Source organism: Pseudomonas sp. HMWF021, from assembly GCF_003061005.1.
Taxonomy (GTDB): domain Bacteria; phylum Pseudomonadota; class Gammaproteobacteria; order Pseudomonadales; family Pseudomonadaceae; genus Aquipseudomonas.
Genome location: NZ_QAIK01000143.1, coordinates 48,954 through 64,123 on the forward strand (window position 1 = coordinate 48,954; position 15,170 = coordinate 64,123).

Here is a 15,170-nt window from a genome sequence, read left to right on the forward strand (position 1 = left end):
CCCACTGAACCGGCAACGGTCAGTGGGCTTTTTTATGCCCCAAATCCCCTGTAGGAGCTGCCGAAGGCTGCGATCTTTTGACTTTGATTTTCAAAAACAAGATCAAAAGATCGCAGCCTTCGGCAGCTCCTACACAGGTTTTGCGTTTGCCAGGTAGGCGCCAAGCCGCCGTCCCATTTCCTCTCCAAGGGCCTGCAACCCGCTCAACGGCCGCACCATCACCTCGAACTCGACAATTTTCCCGCTCTCATCAAAGCGAATCATGTCGATCCCCTTCAACTCTTTCGGCCCCACCCTGGCACTGAACTCCAGCACCACATTCAAGCCATCGGCAGTCGCCAATTCACGGTGGTATTTGAAATCTTCAAACACGTTGAACACGGTGTTGAGGATCATCGTCACAACGGGCGCGCCGGGGTAGGGCGAGTGGGCCATGGGCGAGCGGAACACCGCGCTGGGGGCGAGCAGCTCCGGCAGGGCCTTGAGGTTGCCGGTATGGATCATTTCGTGCCAGCGCTTCAGGGATGCGGCGGCGTTCGGGTGCAGGTTCAGTTCGGACATTGACCACTCCTGGAATTGTTGTTGTTCTTCGCGCGACGGCAGTCACTCTAGTTCAAAGCGGCGAATCACGAACCGTTGTGTGGCGATCTGAATACCAGGCCATGACCGGAGCGGATCAGATGCTCATCTGATCCGTATTTTTCTTCTTTATCTGCGTCTGTAACGATCTCAGTCATGCGCTCAAAATGCCCCGGCAGTTCGCTGCACCGTGGCAGTCCTTCATCCCGAAGCGCCCAGTGCACTGCAAACTCAGCATTGAGGAGAGCAACATGAACAAGATGGCGATTTTCCTGGGTGGGTTTCTGACGTTGACCATTCTGATCGGAATGCTGGCGACGATTTCTCCGGTTTGAGCAACGAGTACGCGGCTGGGTGATGTCCCCGCAGAGATCGCGTAAAGCAGACTTGTTGCTGAAAAACGCTGCGCTATTGGATTGACTCAGGCAACTGTGCCGATGGCCAGCCGCTGACTCGCGCACTCGGCCCGCCCGCAGGGTCTGCCGGATAGACAATCAGCGAATGCCCGTTGCCTGCCTCTGCGATGAGCTTGCTCGCCGGGCCGAAAATCGCCGCGCGTTCCTCTGGTGTGCAGGTGGGCAAGTAGACGCGCAGGACTCTGGGGTCGTAGAAGCGGAACACCAGAAGGTTGCCATCCGGATCGGTCACCCGCAGCAGGGTGCGGAAATGGCCGCGCAGCTCGTCCAGCGTGATAGGCGCAGGCGCTGTGACGAAACAACCCCAGCTCTGCCCCCAACTCTGTTCGAACAGTTGCCAGGTGTACGGCAGTTGCGGATCCAGACGCAGCAGATACGGTGCGGCGGCCGACAGACTGGGCGTGAGTTCACCGGCATACAGGCAACAGAAGTCGGCTTGGCTGTTGCGGATCAACGGTTCAATGCGCGGATCCCGTGCACCATCGAGCAGCGCATAGACCTTGGGCGTGTCCACGTGCGAGCCCTGGGGCCAGAGTTCGGCGTTCAGCCATTCGTCGAGGCTGGGGCGAAACTGGGTCATTTGTTGCAGATCTCGCAGAACGGTACGCCGCTTTTGGCGGCCGCCACCAGCGTTTGCGCTTGCAGGTTTTGCTGGATCAGCCGGGTTTCAGCAGCGGTTGAAGGTACTGCTGATGGCGTGGCGAGGGCTCCCACCGGTGCGGGAGTGTTGACCGGTGCGCTGCCGAGGGTCTTGCCGGCGGCGTCGGTGGCGGCAGGGGTCAATGCAATCGGCAGCTTGATGGCGATGCCTGTCCCGGTGCCGGGCGAACCGCCGGAGTTGGTTTTTACCTCTGCACCGCTGATGGTCACGCCACCGGCATCCACCTTCACAAAACTGCCGCCAGCCTTGGCCGTCAGTTCCATACCGCCCTCGAGCACCACTTTGTTGCCGGCGTAGTAGTGAATTTCTGTTCCGGCTTCGACGAACTGCGCCGTGCCGACCTTCACATGCTGCGTCACACCCACCGTCAGGTGATCATCCGCGCGAGCTTCAGTCTTGCGATCCAGATGAGTAATCCGGTGTTCTTCAACCTTGAACTCGCTCAGGGCATTGGCCTCCACCGTGTCATGCCGCTCATTGCCCACGCGGATCTTCTGGTCGTGCTCGATGTTCTCGTCCCAATCGCGCTGGGCGTGGATGTAGATCTGCTCCACGCCCTTTTTGTCTTCGATGCGAAACTCGTTGTAGCCCTTGCCGCCCGGGGAGCTGAGAGTCTTGAAGGTGCTGCGGGTCTTGTTCGCCGGCAGGTCGTAGGGGACGACGTTTTCCTTGTGGTACAGGCAGCCGGTGACGAGTGGCTGGTCGGGGTCGCCTTCGAGGAAGGTGACGAGGACTTCCATGCCGATGCGCGGGATGGCGATGCCGCCGTAGGCGGCGCCGGCCCAGCCGCTGGCGACGCGCAGCCAGCAGGTGGTCTTGTCGTCGGCCTGGCCGTCGCGGTCCCAGTGGAACTGGACCTTGATGCGGCCGTATTGGTCGCAGTGGATCTCTTCGCCGGCCGGGCCGGTGACGACTGCGGTCTGGCTGCCGAGGACTTTGGGTTTCGGGTGTTCGAGGGCCGGGCGGTAGTGCGCATCCCACGGGGTGGCGAGGAAGCTGTTGCGGTAGCCTTGGTGGAAATCGCTTTTGTTGTCGGTGACGTCGCTGGTGACGTTTTCACCGAGCACTTGCGGTTGTTTGCCTTCGTGGAAGACTTCCAGCAGCAGCCACAAGTCGTTCCATTCAGCGCGCGGGTGATCGGCCAGGGTCAGGAAGTGGCCGCTGGTCAGGGTCGGTTCGTCACCTTTGCCTTCGGCGAGTTTGTAGTCGCTGCGATGACGTTCAAGGGCGCGGGTCGAGAGGAATTTGCCGCGCTCGCGGGTGGTGAAACGACCGGGGTAATCGTAGTCCTCAAGATCCGGGGCGTATTCGGATTTGGCCGCGCCTTCGGGCAGGATCTTCGGTTTTTCGAGGTCGTAGTCGCGGCGGCTGACGCGGGTGGTGCGGGTTTCCAGGCGCAGGTTGAAGCGCTTGATCACCGGTTTGTCGGCGCTCATGCCGGAGTCTTGCTGGTAGCTTACGGCCTTGAGTTTGCGGAACACCGTCTGGTCGTCGCCGAACACCAGTTTGTGGCCGCTGCTGCTGTGCTGGAAGTGGAAGTGGATGCCTTCTTCTTCGCACAGACGCTGGATGAAGTGCAGGTCGGACTCGTCGTACTGCACGCAATAATCGCGCTGCGGGTACTCGGCGTTGAGCTGGAAACTGTAGGCGTCGGCCAGAATGCCGCGATCTTCCAGGACCTGGGCGATGATCTTCGGCACGGTGAGGTTCTGGAAAATCTGCTGGTCATGGTTGTGTCGCAGGTAGGCCAGTTGCGGCACCAGGCTCACGCTGTAACGGGTCAGGGTCTTGCCGGAATCGCCTTGCTCGATGCGGTACACCAGGCCGTGGATCTGGCCTTCGCCGGTGGCGCCGAAGGTCAGCACGCCGGGTTTGTGCAGGAGTTCTTCGAGCTTGAGGTCGGGGCGGGCGCTGACCAGTTCGAGGTCGAAACGGAAGGGCTGGTTGAGGGCTTCGCGACCGATGAAACTCAATACCTGAAGGTCGGTGGAAACACCTTCAAGTGCAAGGGTAATGTGGATAGCGTTTGCGTCCAGCATGCCGGGCTCCTTCCGTGGAAAGCTGCGCCGATGGTGCAGCAATACTAAAGTGCTATCAAGCAGTTTTAAACGTACTTAAACACTGATTTTCAACATAGACGTTAAAGCGGATTTTCACCGGAGCGCCCGTTGAGATGAATGCACCATGGACTCGCTGATCAACGCCGCTGGCCGAGCATTGGCGGCGGGTGATCCGCTGGCCGCGTTGAACCTCGTCGCGCTGCGCGAAGATCCGCCGGCACTGGCCCTGCGTGGTATCGCCATGGCGCAGCTCGGCGAACTGGCCCGCGCCAAGGCGTTGTTGCAGCGGGCGGTGAAAGCCTTCGGCGCCAATGAGCCACTATCCCGGGCGCGGTGCGTGGTGGCCGAGGCGGAAGTGGCATTGGCTGCACGGGATCTGGGCTGGCCGGTCAAGGCACTGGAGGCGGCGCGGCAGGTTTTGCAGGAACACGGCGACGGGACAAACGCTGCCCACGCGCGGTATCTGCAGATTCGCCGCTTGTTGCTGATCGGTGAACTGGACCGGGCCGAGACGTTGCTCACTGAGCTTGATCCGGCAGCGTTGCCTGCGACATTGCGCGCTGCCCATGAACTGATGAACGCGGGTATCGCCTTGCGCCGGGTGCAGGCGCGCAAGGCCCGGGCAGCGCTGCAGCATGCGCAACGCGCGGCGCAACTGGCCGGCATCGAGGCACTGACTGCCGAGGTCGAGCATGCCCTGCATGTCCTCGATGCGCCCTGCGCCCGGTTGTTCGCCGGTGGTCAGTGGCAACCGATCACGTTGGCTCAGGTAGAAACACTGTTCGCCTCGCCGACGCTGGTAATCGATGCCTGCCGCTACAACGTCCGTGGCGCCGGCATGACAGTGACGCTGGCGACGCGGCCGGTGTTGTTCAGCCTGGCCCGCGCACTCGCTGAAGCCTGGCCGGGTGATGTCTCGAGAGCAGAGCTGGTCGCCAGGGCTTTTGGCTTGAAACTCGATGATCAATCTCAGCGCGCCCGCCTGCGGGTCGAAATCGGCCGGTTGCGCTCGATGTTACAGGGGATGGCCGGGATCTGTGCGACGCCTCGCGGGTTTACGTTGGTGGCAGCGGATGTGGCGGTGCTGGCATTACCGGCCGAAGACCGCCACGCCGCGCTGCTGGCGTTGCTGGCCGACGGGGAGGCATGGTCGAGTTCAGCCCTTGCGGTGGCGCTGGGGTGCAGTCAGCGTCAGGTGCAGCGCGAGCTGGAAGTGCTGGCGGCAGATGAAAAGGTCCAGGCGTTCGGCATGGGCCGCACGCGACGCTGGATGACGCCGCCAGTGCCGGGTTTCGCGACGATCTTGTTACTCCCGGTGTCGTTGGGCAATGGCTAGGCTGGACTCACCAGACTTACCCACCAGCGAGGAAGGCAGCATGAAACAGGCAAACGCAGAAATCCTTCGTGAGTACGGCCCGTTCGACGGCGTTGAACGTGTCCACGGCGTGACCTTCGACGGCCAGCACGTATGGTTCGCCAGCGACGGGCGGCTCAATGCGCTGGACCCGGCCAGCGGTGAAACCGTGCGTACGATCAAGGTCGGTGCCGACGCCGGCACCGCGTTCGACGGCCAGCATCTGTATCAGATCGCCGACAGCCGGATCCAGAAAATCGACCCTGCCACCGGGCAAGTTCTCCACACGATCCCCGCGCCGGGTGGCGGCAACGATTCGGGGATGGCCTGGGCGGAAGGCTCGCTGTGGATCGGCCAGTATCGCGAGCGCAAGATCCATCAGGTTGATCCGGACACTGGAAAGATCTTGCGCACGTTGGCGTCGAACCGTTTCGTCACTGGCGTGACCTGGGTGGATGGGGCCTTGTGGCATGGCACCTGGGAAGGGGATGAAAGCGAGTTGCGGCGCATCGACCCGCAAGACGGCGAGGTGCTGGAAAGCCTGAGGATGCCCGCCGGGGTGGGTGTTTCCGGTCTGGAAGCGGATGGCGGCGAGCGCTTTTATTGCGGCGGCGGAGGCAGTGGGCGAGTGCGCGCGGTGCGCCGACCCAGTGAATGATGTTGTCTGTCCTGGCCCCTTCGCGAGCCAGCCCGCTCCCACTCAGGCAATGCACACCCTTGTGGCAGCAGGCTGGCTTCTGACTGTTCACGCGGTACAGATCCGTGGGAATGTCGCCCCTTCTCCTTTTACCCAAGTTCCGATAAAGAATGGCCAATACCGTCGCCAGCAGGCTGACTTCCGCTGGGAACAGGGGGTTGGTCAGCCGTCAGGACTTTGCGGAAGGTTTCCACCAACGGCCGCAAATTGATCCGGTGCCACGCCGCCCACAGCGGTGTGGTGAAGGCCAGCCACGGCACTTCGCGCAGCACCACACCGGGCGGGGCGTTGTGGCTCAGGCCTTTCTGAATCATCGCGATCCCCAGCCCCGACGCCACCAGCCCCAGCGCAGTAAACGGCTCGGTGGCCTGCATGCGCACATCGGGAGTGAATCCCGCGCGGATGCAGGCACTGACAAACTCGTCGCCCGCGCCCTGACGCGATTGCACGCCGATCCATTCCTGCCCGGCCAGATCCTGCGGACGCAACCCGGCCTGACGGGCCAGCGGATGCTGTTCCGGCAGCGCCAGCAGCATCGGATCGTCGAGCACCTGAAACCCCAGCAGATCCGGATCGTCATCGGTCGGCGGCTCACTCACCAACGCGATATCGAGACTACGCTGACGCAGGCCTTCGAGTTGTTCAGCAGAGCTCAGGTTGTACAGCGCGACGTGCACATTCGGCCGATCCACCCGCAACACCCGCAGGGCATTGGGCAGCACCCCGGCGTGCATGGCGTTCTCGCTATAGCCGATGCACAAACCGCCTTCTTCACCACGCCCCAGGCGTTTGCCGAGGGATTCCAGGCGACTGGCGTGGGTCAGCAGGGCGCGGGTTTCGGCAAGAAAGGTCTGGCCATCGCGGGTCAAACGAATGCGCTGCTGGCTGCGTTCGAACAGGGTCAGGCCCAGGCGCTCTTCAAGCTGGGCGATCTGCCGGCTCAGCGGCGACTGGGAAATATGCAGCCGTTCGGCAGCGCGGCCGACGTGTTCTTCTTCGGCGACGGCAACGAAATAGCGCAACTGGCGGATGTCGATCATGTCAGACCTTTGGGGACTCAAGTGCTGCGCATTATGTCTTGGACGGTCTAAGCTCGGCAATCTAGGATCTGCTCAACGGTCACAGACCAGACACCTATGAGGACAACGCAATGAGCTTGAAAGACAAATTGCCCGGCCCACTGGGCTTCGGCACCGCGCCACTGGGCAACATGTTCCGCGCCATCCCCGAAGACGAAGCGCAAGCCACCGTGCATGCCGCGTGGGATGCCGGTGTGCGCTACTTCGACACCGCACCGTTTTATGGCTCGGGGCTTTCGGAAATTCGTCTCGGCGAGGCGCTCAAGCAGTACAAGCGCGATGACTACGTGCTCAGCAGCAAAGTCGGCCGGGTGATTCTCGATGAAGTCGAAGACGCCGCCGCCCGCGACCTGGGCGAAAAAAGCGGGGTGTTCGAACACGGTCGGCCGAACAAAATCGTCAACGATTACAGCGCCGACGCCACATTGCGTTCGATCGAAGACAGCCTCAAACGCCTGCAGACCGATCGTCTGGACATCGTCTGGGTCCACGACATCGCGCGGGACTTCTACGGCGATCAATGGCTGGAGTACTTCAATCAGGCCCGCACCGGCGCTTTCAAAGTGCTGACCCGACTGCGCGAAGAAGGCGTGATCAAGGGTTGGGGTCTGGGCGTGAACAAGGTCGAGCCGTGCGAACTGACCCTCGATCTGACGGAAGCGCAACCGGATGGCTTCCTGCTCGCCGGGCGCTACACCTTGCTCGATCACGACCGTGCATTGCAACGTCTGATGGACGCGGCGCTGGCGCAGAACGTCGAGATCGTGGTCGGCGGCCCGTACAGTTCCGGGATTCTGGCGGGCGGCGCGCACTTCGAATACCAGAAGGCCAGCCCGCAGATCATCGCCAGGGTCGAGCAGATCAAACGCATTGCCGCTACGTTTAACGTCGATGTAAAAGCCGCCGCCCTGCAATTCTCGCTGGCCAACCCGGCAGTGGCGGCGGTGATCCCCGGTGCGAGCAAGCCCGGGCGCATTGCCGAAGATGTGGCGGCATTGTGCGCCACGATTCCGGGCGGTTTCTGGCAGGCATTGCGTGAAGCGAAACTGGTTTCTGAACGGGCGCCGTTGCCGGATCAAAAGATCGTCCGATCGCGGCCCGAGCCTTCGGCAGCTCCTACATGAGAGGTGTGTGATGAAAATTGATTTGAGTGGAAAACTTGCAATCGTCAGCGGCAGCACTGCGGGCATTGGTCTGGGCATCAGCCAGTCGCTGGCCGAAGCCGGCGCTACGGTGGTGGTGATCGGTCGGGACACGGCCAAGGTCGAACAGGCGTTGGCGAGCATTCGGCAGAAGGTGCCGGGTGCACAATTGCGCGGTCTGACGGCGGATCTGGGCACCGCCGAAGGTGCGGAAAAACTCTTCGCCGCCGAGCCGCGCGCCGACATTCTGGTGAACAACCTCGGCATTTTCGACGCGGTGGATTTCTTCGACACCCCGGACAGCGAGTGGACACGCTTCTACGAGGTCAACGTGATTTCCGGCGTGCGCCTGTCTCGGCATTACGCGCCGGCGATGGTCGAGCAGGGTTGGGGGCGGATCATTTTCCTGTCCTCGGAATCCGGCGTGGCGACGCCGGCCGACATGCTCAACTATGGCGTGACCAAAAGCGCCAATCTGGCGGTGTCCCATGGCCTGGCCAAACGCCTGGCCGGCACTGGTGTCACGGTCAATGCGATCCTGCCGGGGCCGACCTTCACCGATGGCCTGGAACAGATGCTCAAGGACGCCGCCGCCGAATCCGGCCGCAGCTTGCGCGATGAAGCCGATGCCTTTGTGCAGAAGGCCCGCCCGACTTCGATCATCCAGCGCGTGGCCGATGTCGAAGAGGTCGCGCATCTGGTGACTTACATCGCTTCGCCGCTGTCTTCGGCCACCACCGGCGCGGCCCTGCGGGTCGATGGCGGCGTTGTCGACAGCATGGCGATCTGAACCCGAATCTTTCTGGAGCAACTTTTATTTATGGCAACTGCATCTGCAACCATCGACATTCCGGCCTCGGCCGATCAGGTCTGGCAATTGATCGGCGGCTTCAACACGCTGCCGGACTGGCTGCCGTTCATTCCCAACAGTGAACTGAGCGAAGGCGGACGCGTGCGCACCCTGCAAACCGCCGATGGCGGCGTGGTGATCGAGCGTCTGCAAGCGTTCGACAACACCGCGAAGACCTACAGCTACTCGATCGAACAGGCGCCGTTCCCGGCCACCGATTACCTGGCAACGATCAAGGTCGAAGCTCAGGGGCAGGGCGCCCGGGTGACGTGGTCGGGCCGCTTCAACGCCAAGGGTGTGAGCGATGAGGAGGTGGTGGCGCTGTTCAGCGGCATCTATCAGGGTGGCCTTGAAGCACTGCGGGCCAACTACCCGGCCTGATCAATCCAACAAAAAAACTGTGGGAGCTGGCTTGCCAGCGATAGCGGCGGTCCAGTCAATACCAATATTGACTGAAACACCGTCATCGCTGGCAAGCCAGCTCCCACAGGGGATCGCATGTTTTCAGGACCGAGGACTGTAGGAGTGAGCCTGCTCGCGATAGCGGTGTGTCATTCAACAAATAGGTTGGCTGATCCACCATCATCGCGAGCAGGCTCACTCCTACATTGCATCGCGGTGATTCTCAGGACGGCGAAATCAGACTCTCCCACAGGGGATCGCATGGTTTCACGACCGCAGACTGTAGGAGTGAGCCTGCTCGCGATAGCGGTGAGTCATTCAACAAATAGGTTGGCTGATTCCCCATCATCGCGAGCAGGCTCACTCCTACATTGCATCGCGGCGATTCTCAGGACTGCGAAATCAGACTCTCCCACAGGGGATCGCATGTTTTCAGGACCGCGGACTGTAGGAGTGAGCCTGCTCGCGATAGCGGTGAGTCATTCAACAAATAGGTTGGCTGATCCACCATCATCGCGAGCAGGCTCACTCCTACATTGCATTGCGGTGATTCTCAGGACGGCGAAATCAGACTCTGCCGACAATCGAGCACCAGTTTCGCCCCGCCCAGCTCACTGCTGCCCACTTCAAGATTGAAGCCATGCAGGCTGACAATCGCCGCCACAATCGACAGGCCCAAACCAAAGCCGCTCTGCGGTTGCCCGCCCTCGGCCCGATAGAAGCGCTGGAACACCGCCTCGCGCTCGGCCTCGGGAATCCCCGGCCCGGAATCGTGAACCTCGATGCGCGTATGCCCGCCGTCATTCACGCCACGCAGAATCACCGTGCCGCCCGCCGGAGTGAACTTGATCGAGTTGCTCAGCAGGTTTGCCAGGGCCTCGAACAACAACGCCCGGTCGCCATTCAGTGGTGGCAGGGTTTCCGGCATGTTCAGCACGAACAGCAGTTCACCTTCCTCCGCCAGCGGCAGATAGAACTCATGCAGTTCTTCCAGCAACTGCACCGGGTCCAGCTCGACGAAACCTGAGCGGCGCTGGCGATCTTCCAGCTCGGAAATCCGCAGCAATCCGCGAAACCGCGCCATCAGCGTATCCGCTTCCGCCAGCACCAGATCCAGTTGCGCCGCTTCCTGCGAACCCTCACCAGCCTGCTGCTGCATGCGATACAACTGCGCGCGCAAACGCGTCAGTGGTGTGCGCAGGTCATGGGCGATGTTGTCGCACACGCCTTTGACTTCATGCATCAGCCGTTCGATGCGATCGAGCATGGCGTTGACGATGGCAGCGAGCATGTCCAGTTCATCGCGGCGATTGGACAGCGGCAAGCGGTGAGTCAGGTCACCGGCGACAATCGCCTGGGCGCTGTCCTGAATCGCCCGGATACGGCGCATCGGCCGGCGGCGCAGCAGATGCCAACCGGCAATCCCCGGCAAAATCGTCAGCGACACCCCCCAGAACAACGCATGCAGAATGATCCGCGTCACCGCGAACAGCGAACCGTTGTCGCGCAGCAGCACCAGCCAGCGTCCATCGCGGGTCTGAGTCGCCACCGCATCACAGCTGTCAGCGGGCAGGGTCGGGTCGTCGGAGTCGGCGCAGTCGTCGAGCGTGTGGATCTTGCCATCCAGCGGCAGACCTTCGGGCAGTTGCTGCAGGGCGCCGCCGAGGTACACGCCTTGGGCATCGAACAGACCATAGGCGTCGATGCCGCGGATATCGAAGGTCATGCTGGCGGCGAGGGCTTCTTCCAGTTGCTCACCGCGAAAGTGCGAAAACAGATGCTGACGTTGCATCAGCGAATGCTTGGCGAGGTTGTCGAGGTAACCGGAGACCTCGAAATACATGACCCCCATGAGGATCGCGCTCCACGCCACGAACAGCGAACTGTACAGCGCCAGCAGACGACTGCTGGAGGAACGCCAGCCGTCAGACGGGTTCGGCAATGACATAACCCGAGCCCCGTACCGTGCGAATCAGCGGAACATTGCCCGCCGCGTCGATCTTCTTGCGCAGACGACCGATGTGTACGTCGATCAGGTTGGTGCCAGGGTCGAAGTGATAACCCCAGACTTCTTCGAAAATCATCATCCGCGACAGGATCTGCCCACTGTTGCGCATCAGAAATTCCAGCAGCTTGTATTCGGTCGGCAGCAGCGTCAGCACCTGTTCGGCGCGGCGTGCTTCGTGGCTGATCAAGTCCAGTTCCAGATCTGCCACCTGCAACGTGGTGGCCTGGGTGGCGACACTGTTCTGTCTGCGCAGCAGCACTTCCACGCGCGCCGCCATTTCATCGGTGGCGAACGGTTTGGTCAGGTAATCATCGCCGCCGGCCCGCAAGCCGCGCACGCGCTCATCGACGTCGGAGAGCGCGCTGATCATCAGAATCGGCGTCGCCACGCCCATGGTGCGCAGGGTGGTGACGATGGCCAGGCCATCGAGTTCCGGCAGCATGCGGTCGAGGGTGATCAGGTCGTAGTTGCCGCTGACGGCACGGTCGAGGCCTTCGCGGCCATTGTCGACCCAATCCACTTGCAGGCCGTGGCTGCTGAGTTCGGCAACGATTTCACGGGCAGTCACGGCGTCGTCTTCGATGGTCAAAATACGAGTCATAGAGCAGGCCTTGATCGGTTCAAACGGAATGGCAGCATTTTGCCAAGTATTTTCCGTCGCGCTTTAAATTAACTTTCATGTATAGCCTTTCACTCCTGCAAATTCCGACAGCGCTACGGATTTGGCTTCAATGCATAAAACCCGCTGCTTTCGGCCGATTGTTGCAATTTGCATGGTCCTGAGAAGTTCAGTCTTTTTAACCTGTTGAAAAATAACGATTTATTCAAAGTTGGCGAATGGCACGGTCGCTGCAATTCATCTGGTGACGAGTTGTAACACCATTTTTCATGCCTGGAGCACTACAACAATGAATAGATCCTCTGATGGGTTTTATCCTGCCTTCGAAGGAGAGTCGAGTAACGTGTCAGGCGTGTCCTGGGGCGCGATTTTCGCGGGCGCAGCGGCGGCCGCAGCACTGTCGATGATTCTGGTGCTGCTCGGCTTCGGTTTGGGATTCTCTGCCGTTTCACCTTGGGCCGGAGAGGGCGTGAGCGCCAAGAGCCTGGGGATTTCCACGATTGTCTGGCTCGCGGCGACGCAAATCATCGCTTCGGGCCTGGGTGGCTACATCGCCGGTCGCCTGCGGGTGAAGTGGGCCAACATGCACGGGGATGAAGTGTATTTCCGTGATACCGCCCATGGCTTCCTCGCCTGGTGTGTCGCCACGCTGGTAACTGCGGTGCTGGTGGTCGGTTCGGTCAGCAGCGTGATCAGTGGTGGTGTGCAGGCCGGTGCCAGTGTCGCCGGTGGCGCAGCGGCTGCTGCAACCCAGGCTGCCGGTACTGCCGCAGCCAACACCAACAGCGACCAGTACGGTTACTTTGTCGACAGCCTGTTCCGTGATGACCGCCCAGCGTCCGTCAGCGATGACGCCGCCCACGGCGCGGTGACCCGGATCTTCGCTCAGAGCCTGGCCAACGGCCAACTCAGCCCTGAAGACCGCACCTACCTCGCACAACTGGTTGCACAACGGACCAACCTGAGTCAGGCCGACGCCGAGAAACGTGTCGACGACGTTTATGCCCGCACTCAGAAAGCCATCGCTGACGCCAAAGTCAAAGCCCAACAGGCTGCCGACACCGCTGCCAAAGTCGCTGCCTGGACTTCGCTGTGGATGTTCATCGCGCTGTTGGCCGGTGCGTTCTTCGCCAGCCTCGCAGCCACCTTCGGCGGTCGTCGCCGGGATGCGGTCGAGTATGTCGAAGTCGAAACCTACGCCACCACGACCACGCTGCCTCCAGTCCGTTAAACAAGGAGAATCACCATGCGCTCTCTACTTCTGTTTTTCCTCGGTGTACCGATCCCGATCATCATCCTGATCGCCCTGTTCGTACACTGATCCGTTTGCTCTATTGAGGCCCATGCCTCGGCCGCTTTCACTTCACGGTGAAAGCGGCTTTTTCATGCCCGCCCCATTTCCCTGTAGGAGCTGCCGAAGGCTGCGATCTTTTGATCTTGCTCTTAAAAAACAACATCAAAAGATCGCAGCCTGCGGCAGCTCCTACAGGGGTAGAGGTGGATTTATCGATCTGGATCAATATTCGTCCTGGCGAGATCAACTAGCTTAAAAGATCCAGGCCCTTGTCGCGGTATCGACTACAGTGCTCCGGTGCGCAATTTGCTGCGCTCATGGAGTAGCCCGGCAGACCCCCAACAAACAAATAGAACGGGTCGCCAGGCAGAGCGCAGCAAGGAGCTGACGTAACCCCACCCCTGAACCTTTTCACGGATGAACTTCGTAATGCACTGCCTAGAACGCACCTTCGATATCCAGCCCCTGACCCAGGCGGATATGACCGTCCACATCAACGGCCAAGCGGTTACCGCGGCCATCGGCGAAACCGTCCTCAGCGTGATTCAGTCCCTCGGCGTGCGCCAGGTTGCGCGCAATGACCACAACCAGATCAGCGGCGCCTATTGCGGCATGGGCGTGTGCCAGTGCTGCCTGGTGAAAATCAACGGTCGCCACAAGCGCCGCGCCTGTCAGACCGTGGTACGCGAGGGCATGCAGATTGAAACGCAGGTCAACCGCATCAACGAGCAGGAGGTTGTATGAGCCTGCAACCGGTGATCGTCGGCGGTGGTCCGGCGGGGATGGCGGCGGCCATCGAACTGGCGCGCCATGGTGTGCGTTGCACGCTGCTGGAAGAGGCCTCGCGCCTGGGCGGTGTGGTCTATCGCGGGCCGCTGCGTGACGGCGTGCAACTGGATTATCTCGGGCCGCGTTATTCGGAAGCCCTGAGCAAACTGCACGGTGACTTCCAGGAGCAGGCCGGGCTGATCGACGTACGCCTCAATCACCGCGTGGTCGGCGCCGAAGGCACCCGCGCGCTGGTGGTGCTCGATGGCGACGAGCAACTGCACGAGATCGAATATCCGCAATTGCTGCTGGCCGCCGGTTGCCACGAGCGCAGCGTGCCGTTCCCCGGCTGGACCCTGCCGGGGGTGATCATGCTCGGCGGCCTGCAACTGCAAATCAAAAGTGGCGTGGTCAAGCCGCAAGGGCCGGTGATCATCGCCGGCACCGGGCCGCTGCTGCCGCTGGTGGCGACCCAGTTGCATGCGTCCGGGGTCAAGGTCGCGGGGGTGTATGAGGCCTGCGCCTTCGGCAAGATCGCCCGCGAGAGCCTGGCGCTGCTGAACAAACCGCAGCTGTTCCTCGACGGCCTGAGCATGCTTGCTTATCTGAAACTGCACGGCATCCCGATGAACTATGGCTGGGGCGTGGTCGAAGCGCATGGCGAAGGTGAACTGAAGAGCGTGACTGTTGCGCCGTATTCGGCCAGTTGGGAACCTGATCTGACTCAGGTCGAGCGCTTCGAAGCCCAGACCCTGGCAGTCGGTTACGGCTTCATCCCGCGCACCCAACTCAGTCAGCAGATGGGCCTCGATCACGGTTTCAGCGACGACGGCTATCTGCGCGCCAATTCTAATGTGTGGCAGCAAAGCAACGACCCGCACGTGCATCTGGCCGGTGACATGGGCGGGATTCGCGGCGGTGAAGCGGCGATGCTTGCGGGCAAGATCGCCGCGACCTCGATCCTCCTGCAACGCGGGGTGATCGAAGAAGAACTGGCACGGGTTTGCCGCGACCGTTACCTGGGCAAACTCAAATCCATCGTGCGCTTCCGTGCGGCGGTCGATCGCTACACCGAACGCGGTGTCGGCCAGACCGCTTTGCCGGCCGCCGACACGGTGATCTGCCGCTGCGAACACGCGACCCGCGCCGACATCGATCTGGCGCTGGAGCAGGGCGTGCAGGACATCGCCAGCCTGAAGATGCGCACACGGGTGAGCATGGGCGATTGTCAGGGGCGGATG

Annotated in this window: 15 protein-coding genes; 8 read left to right on the top strand and 7 right to left on the bottom strand. The window is 61.4% G+C overall.

The window, feature by feature from the left end:
- Positions 1-129: 129 nt before the first annotated feature.
- The 3 genes from DBR18_RS19835 to DBR18_RS19850 form a co-directional block, all read right to left on the bottom strand.
- Positions 130-561 carry a nuclear transport factor 2 family protein gene (locus tag DBR18_RS19835; protein ID WP_108591580.1) on the bottom strand — a complete coding sequence of 144 codons (432 nt, stop codon included), beginning with the start codon at positions 559-561 and terminating at the stop codon, positions 130-132.
- Positions 562-987: 426 nt separating this feature from the next.
- Positions 988-1,575, bottom strand: coding sequence for a DUF4123 domain-containing protein (locus DBR18_RS19845; RefSeq protein ID WP_108591581.1), 588 nt, complete (start codon positions 1,573-1,575; stop codon positions 988-990).
- Positions 1,572-3,695, bottom strand: coding sequence for a type VI secretion system tip protein VgrG (locus DBR18_RS19850; protein ID WP_256588804.1), 2,124 nt, complete (start codon positions 3,693-3,695; stop codon positions 1,572-1,574). The genes DBR18_RS19845 and DBR18_RS19850 overlap by 4 nt, the downstream gene beginning before the upstream one ends.
- Positions 3,696-3,840: 145 nt before the next feature.
- On the opposite strand from DBR18_RS19850, the gene DBR18_RS19855 reads away from it, so the two are divergent.
- Entirely contained in the window at positions 3,841-5,052 is a 1,212-nt protein-coding gene (locus tag DBR18_RS19855; RefSeq protein WP_108591582.1) for a helix-turn-helix domain-containing protein, read from the top strand.
- A 40-nt stretch (positions 5,053-5,092) separates the two neighbouring features.
- Positions 5,093-5,728, top strand: a complete 636-nt coding sequence (locus tag DBR18_RS19860) for a PQQ-binding-like beta-propeller repeat protein (protein ID WP_108591583.1) — start codon at positions 5,093-5,095, stop codon at positions 5,726-5,728.
- Positions 5,729-5,856: 128 nt separating this feature from the next.
- On the opposite strand, the gene DBR18_RS19865 is transcribed toward DBR18_RS19860, so the two are convergent.
- Positions 5,857-6,807 (bottom strand): LysR substrate-binding domain-containing protein, encoded by a 951-nt coding sequence (locus DBR18_RS19865; protein ID WP_108591584.1) that lies wholly within the window; start codon positions 6,805-6,807, stop codon positions 5,857-5,859.
- A gap of 110 nt (positions 6,808-6,917) precedes the next feature.
- On the opposite strand from DBR18_RS19865, the gene DBR18_RS19870 reads away from it, so the two are divergent.
- From DBR18_RS19870 to DBR18_RS19880, 3 genes are read left to right on the top strand one after another with little or no spacing between them, the layout of a single operon-like run.
- Positions 6,918-7,970 carry an aldo/keto reductase gene (locus tag DBR18_RS19870; RefSeq protein ID WP_108591585.1) on the top strand — a complete coding sequence of 351 codons (1,053 nt, stop codon included), beginning with the start codon at positions 6,918-6,920 and terminating at the stop codon, positions 7,968-7,970.
- A 10-nt stretch (positions 7,971-7,980) separates the two neighbouring features.
- Positions 7,981-8,778: an SDR family NAD(P)-dependent oxidoreductase gene (locus DBR18_RS19875; RefSeq protein WP_108591586.1), complete on the top strand. Its 798-nt coding sequence runs from the start codon at positions 7,981-7,983 to the stop codon at positions 8,776-8,778.
- A 30-nt stretch (positions 8,779-8,808) separates the two neighbouring features.
- Positions 8,809-9,219, top strand: coding sequence for an SRPBCC family protein (locus tag DBR18_RS19880; RefSeq protein ID WP_108591587.1), 411 nt, complete (start codon positions 8,809-8,811; stop codon positions 9,217-9,219).
- Between the two features lie 574 nt (positions 9,220-9,793).
- On the opposite strand, the gene DBR18_RS19885 is transcribed toward DBR18_RS19880, so the two are convergent.
- Positions 9,794-11,188: a HAMP domain-containing sensor histidine kinase gene (locus DBR18_RS19885; protein WP_108591588.1), complete on the bottom strand. Its 1,395-nt coding sequence runs from the start codon at positions 11,186-11,188 to the stop codon at positions 9,794-9,796.
- Complete coding sequence (locus DBR18_RS19890) at positions 11,166-11,849, bottom strand: response regulator transcription factor (protein ID WP_007961935.1); 684 nt, start codon at positions 11,847-11,849, stop codon at positions 11,166-11,168. Before DBR18_RS19890 ends, DBR18_RS19885 begins: the two co-directional genes overlap by 23 nt.
- A gap of 307 nt (positions 11,850-12,156) precedes the next feature.
- On the opposite strand from DBR18_RS19890, the gene DBR18_RS19895 reads away from it, so the two are divergent.
- Complete coding sequence (locus DBR18_RS19895; protein WP_108591589.1) at positions 12,157-13,098, top strand: hypothetical protein; 942 nt, start codon at positions 12,157-12,159, stop codon at positions 13,096-13,098.
- A 127-nt stretch (positions 13,099-13,225) separates the two neighbouring features.
- Here the strand turns inward: DBR18_RS19895 and DBR18_RS28265 are convergent, their stop codons facing one another.
- A complete protein-coding gene (locus DBR18_RS28265) occupies positions 13,226-13,387 on the bottom strand; it encodes a hypothetical protein (RefSeq protein WP_158275056.1) in 162 nt (53 codons plus the stop codon).
- Between the two features lie 203 nt (positions 13,388-13,590).
- Here DBR18_RS28265 and hcnA point away from each other — a divergent pair, with 203 nt between their 5' ends.
- Together hcnA and hcnB are read left to right on the top strand one after the other, a co-directional pair.
- Positions 13,591-13,905, top strand: coding sequence for a cyanide-forming glycine dehydrogenase subunit HcnA (gene hcnA, locus DBR18_RS19905; protein WP_108591601.1), 315 nt, complete (start codon positions 13,591-13,593; stop codon positions 13,903-13,905).
- A partial coding sequence (gene hcnB / locus DBR18_RS19910) for a cyanide-forming glycine dehydrogenase subunit HcnB (RefSeq protein ID WP_256588805.1) occupies positions 13,902-15,170 on the top strand: 1,269 nt, incomplete at its 3' end. The genes hcnA and hcnB, both read left to right, overlap by 4 nt.

Excerpts from the sequence above, each read along its gene's own strand:
- DBR18_RS19835 (WP_108591580.1), bottom strand. The coding sequence starts at position 561 with ATGTCCGAACTGAACCTGCACCCGAACGCCGCCGCATCCCTGAAGCGC.
- DBR18_RS19845 (WP_108591581.1), bottom strand. The coding sequence starts at position 1,575 with ATGACCCAGTTTCGCCCCAGCCTCGACGAATGGCTGAACGCCGAACTC.
- DBR18_RS19850 (WP_256588804.1), bottom strand. The coding sequence starts at position 3,695 with ATGCTGGACGCAAACGCTATCCACATTACCCTTGCACTTGAAGGTGTT.
- DBR18_RS19855 (WP_108591582.1), top strand. The coding sequence starts at position 3,841 with ATGGACTCGCTGATCAACGCCGCTGGCCGAGCATTGGCGGCGGGTGAT.
- DBR18_RS19860 (WP_108591583.1), top strand. The coding sequence starts at position 5,093 with ATGAAACAGGCAAACGCAGAAATCCTTCGTGAGTACGGCCCGTTCGAC.
- DBR18_RS19865 (WP_108591584.1), bottom strand. The coding sequence starts at position 6,807 with ATGATCGACATCCGCCAGTTGCGCTATTTCGTTGCCGTCGCCGAAGAA.
- DBR18_RS19870 (WP_108591585.1), top strand. The coding sequence starts at position 6,918 with ATGAGCTTGAAAGACAAATTGCCCGGCCCACTGGGCTTCGGCACCGCG.
- DBR18_RS19875 (WP_108591586.1), top strand. The coding sequence starts at position 7,981 with ATGAAAATTGATTTGAGTGGAAAACTTGCAATCGTCAGCGGCAGCACT.
- DBR18_RS19880 (WP_108591587.1), top strand. The coding sequence starts at position 8,809 with ATGGCAACTGCATCTGCAACCATCGACATTCCGGCCTCGGCCGATCAG.
- DBR18_RS19885 (WP_108591588.1), bottom strand. The coding sequence starts at position 11,188 with ATGTCATTGCCGAACCCGTCTGACGGCTGGCGTTCCTCCAGCAGTCGT.
- DBR18_RS19890 (WP_007961935.1), bottom strand. The coding sequence starts at position 11,849 with ATGACTCGTATTTTGACCATCGAAGACGACGCCGTGACTGCCCGTGAA.
- DBR18_RS19895 (WP_108591589.1), top strand. The coding sequence starts at position 12,157 with ATGAATAGATCCTCTGATGGGTTTTATCCTGCCTTCGAAGGAGAGTCG.
- hcnA (WP_108591601.1), top strand. The coding sequence starts at position 13,591 with ATGCACTGCCTAGAACGCACCTTCGATATCCAGCCCCTGACCCAGGCG.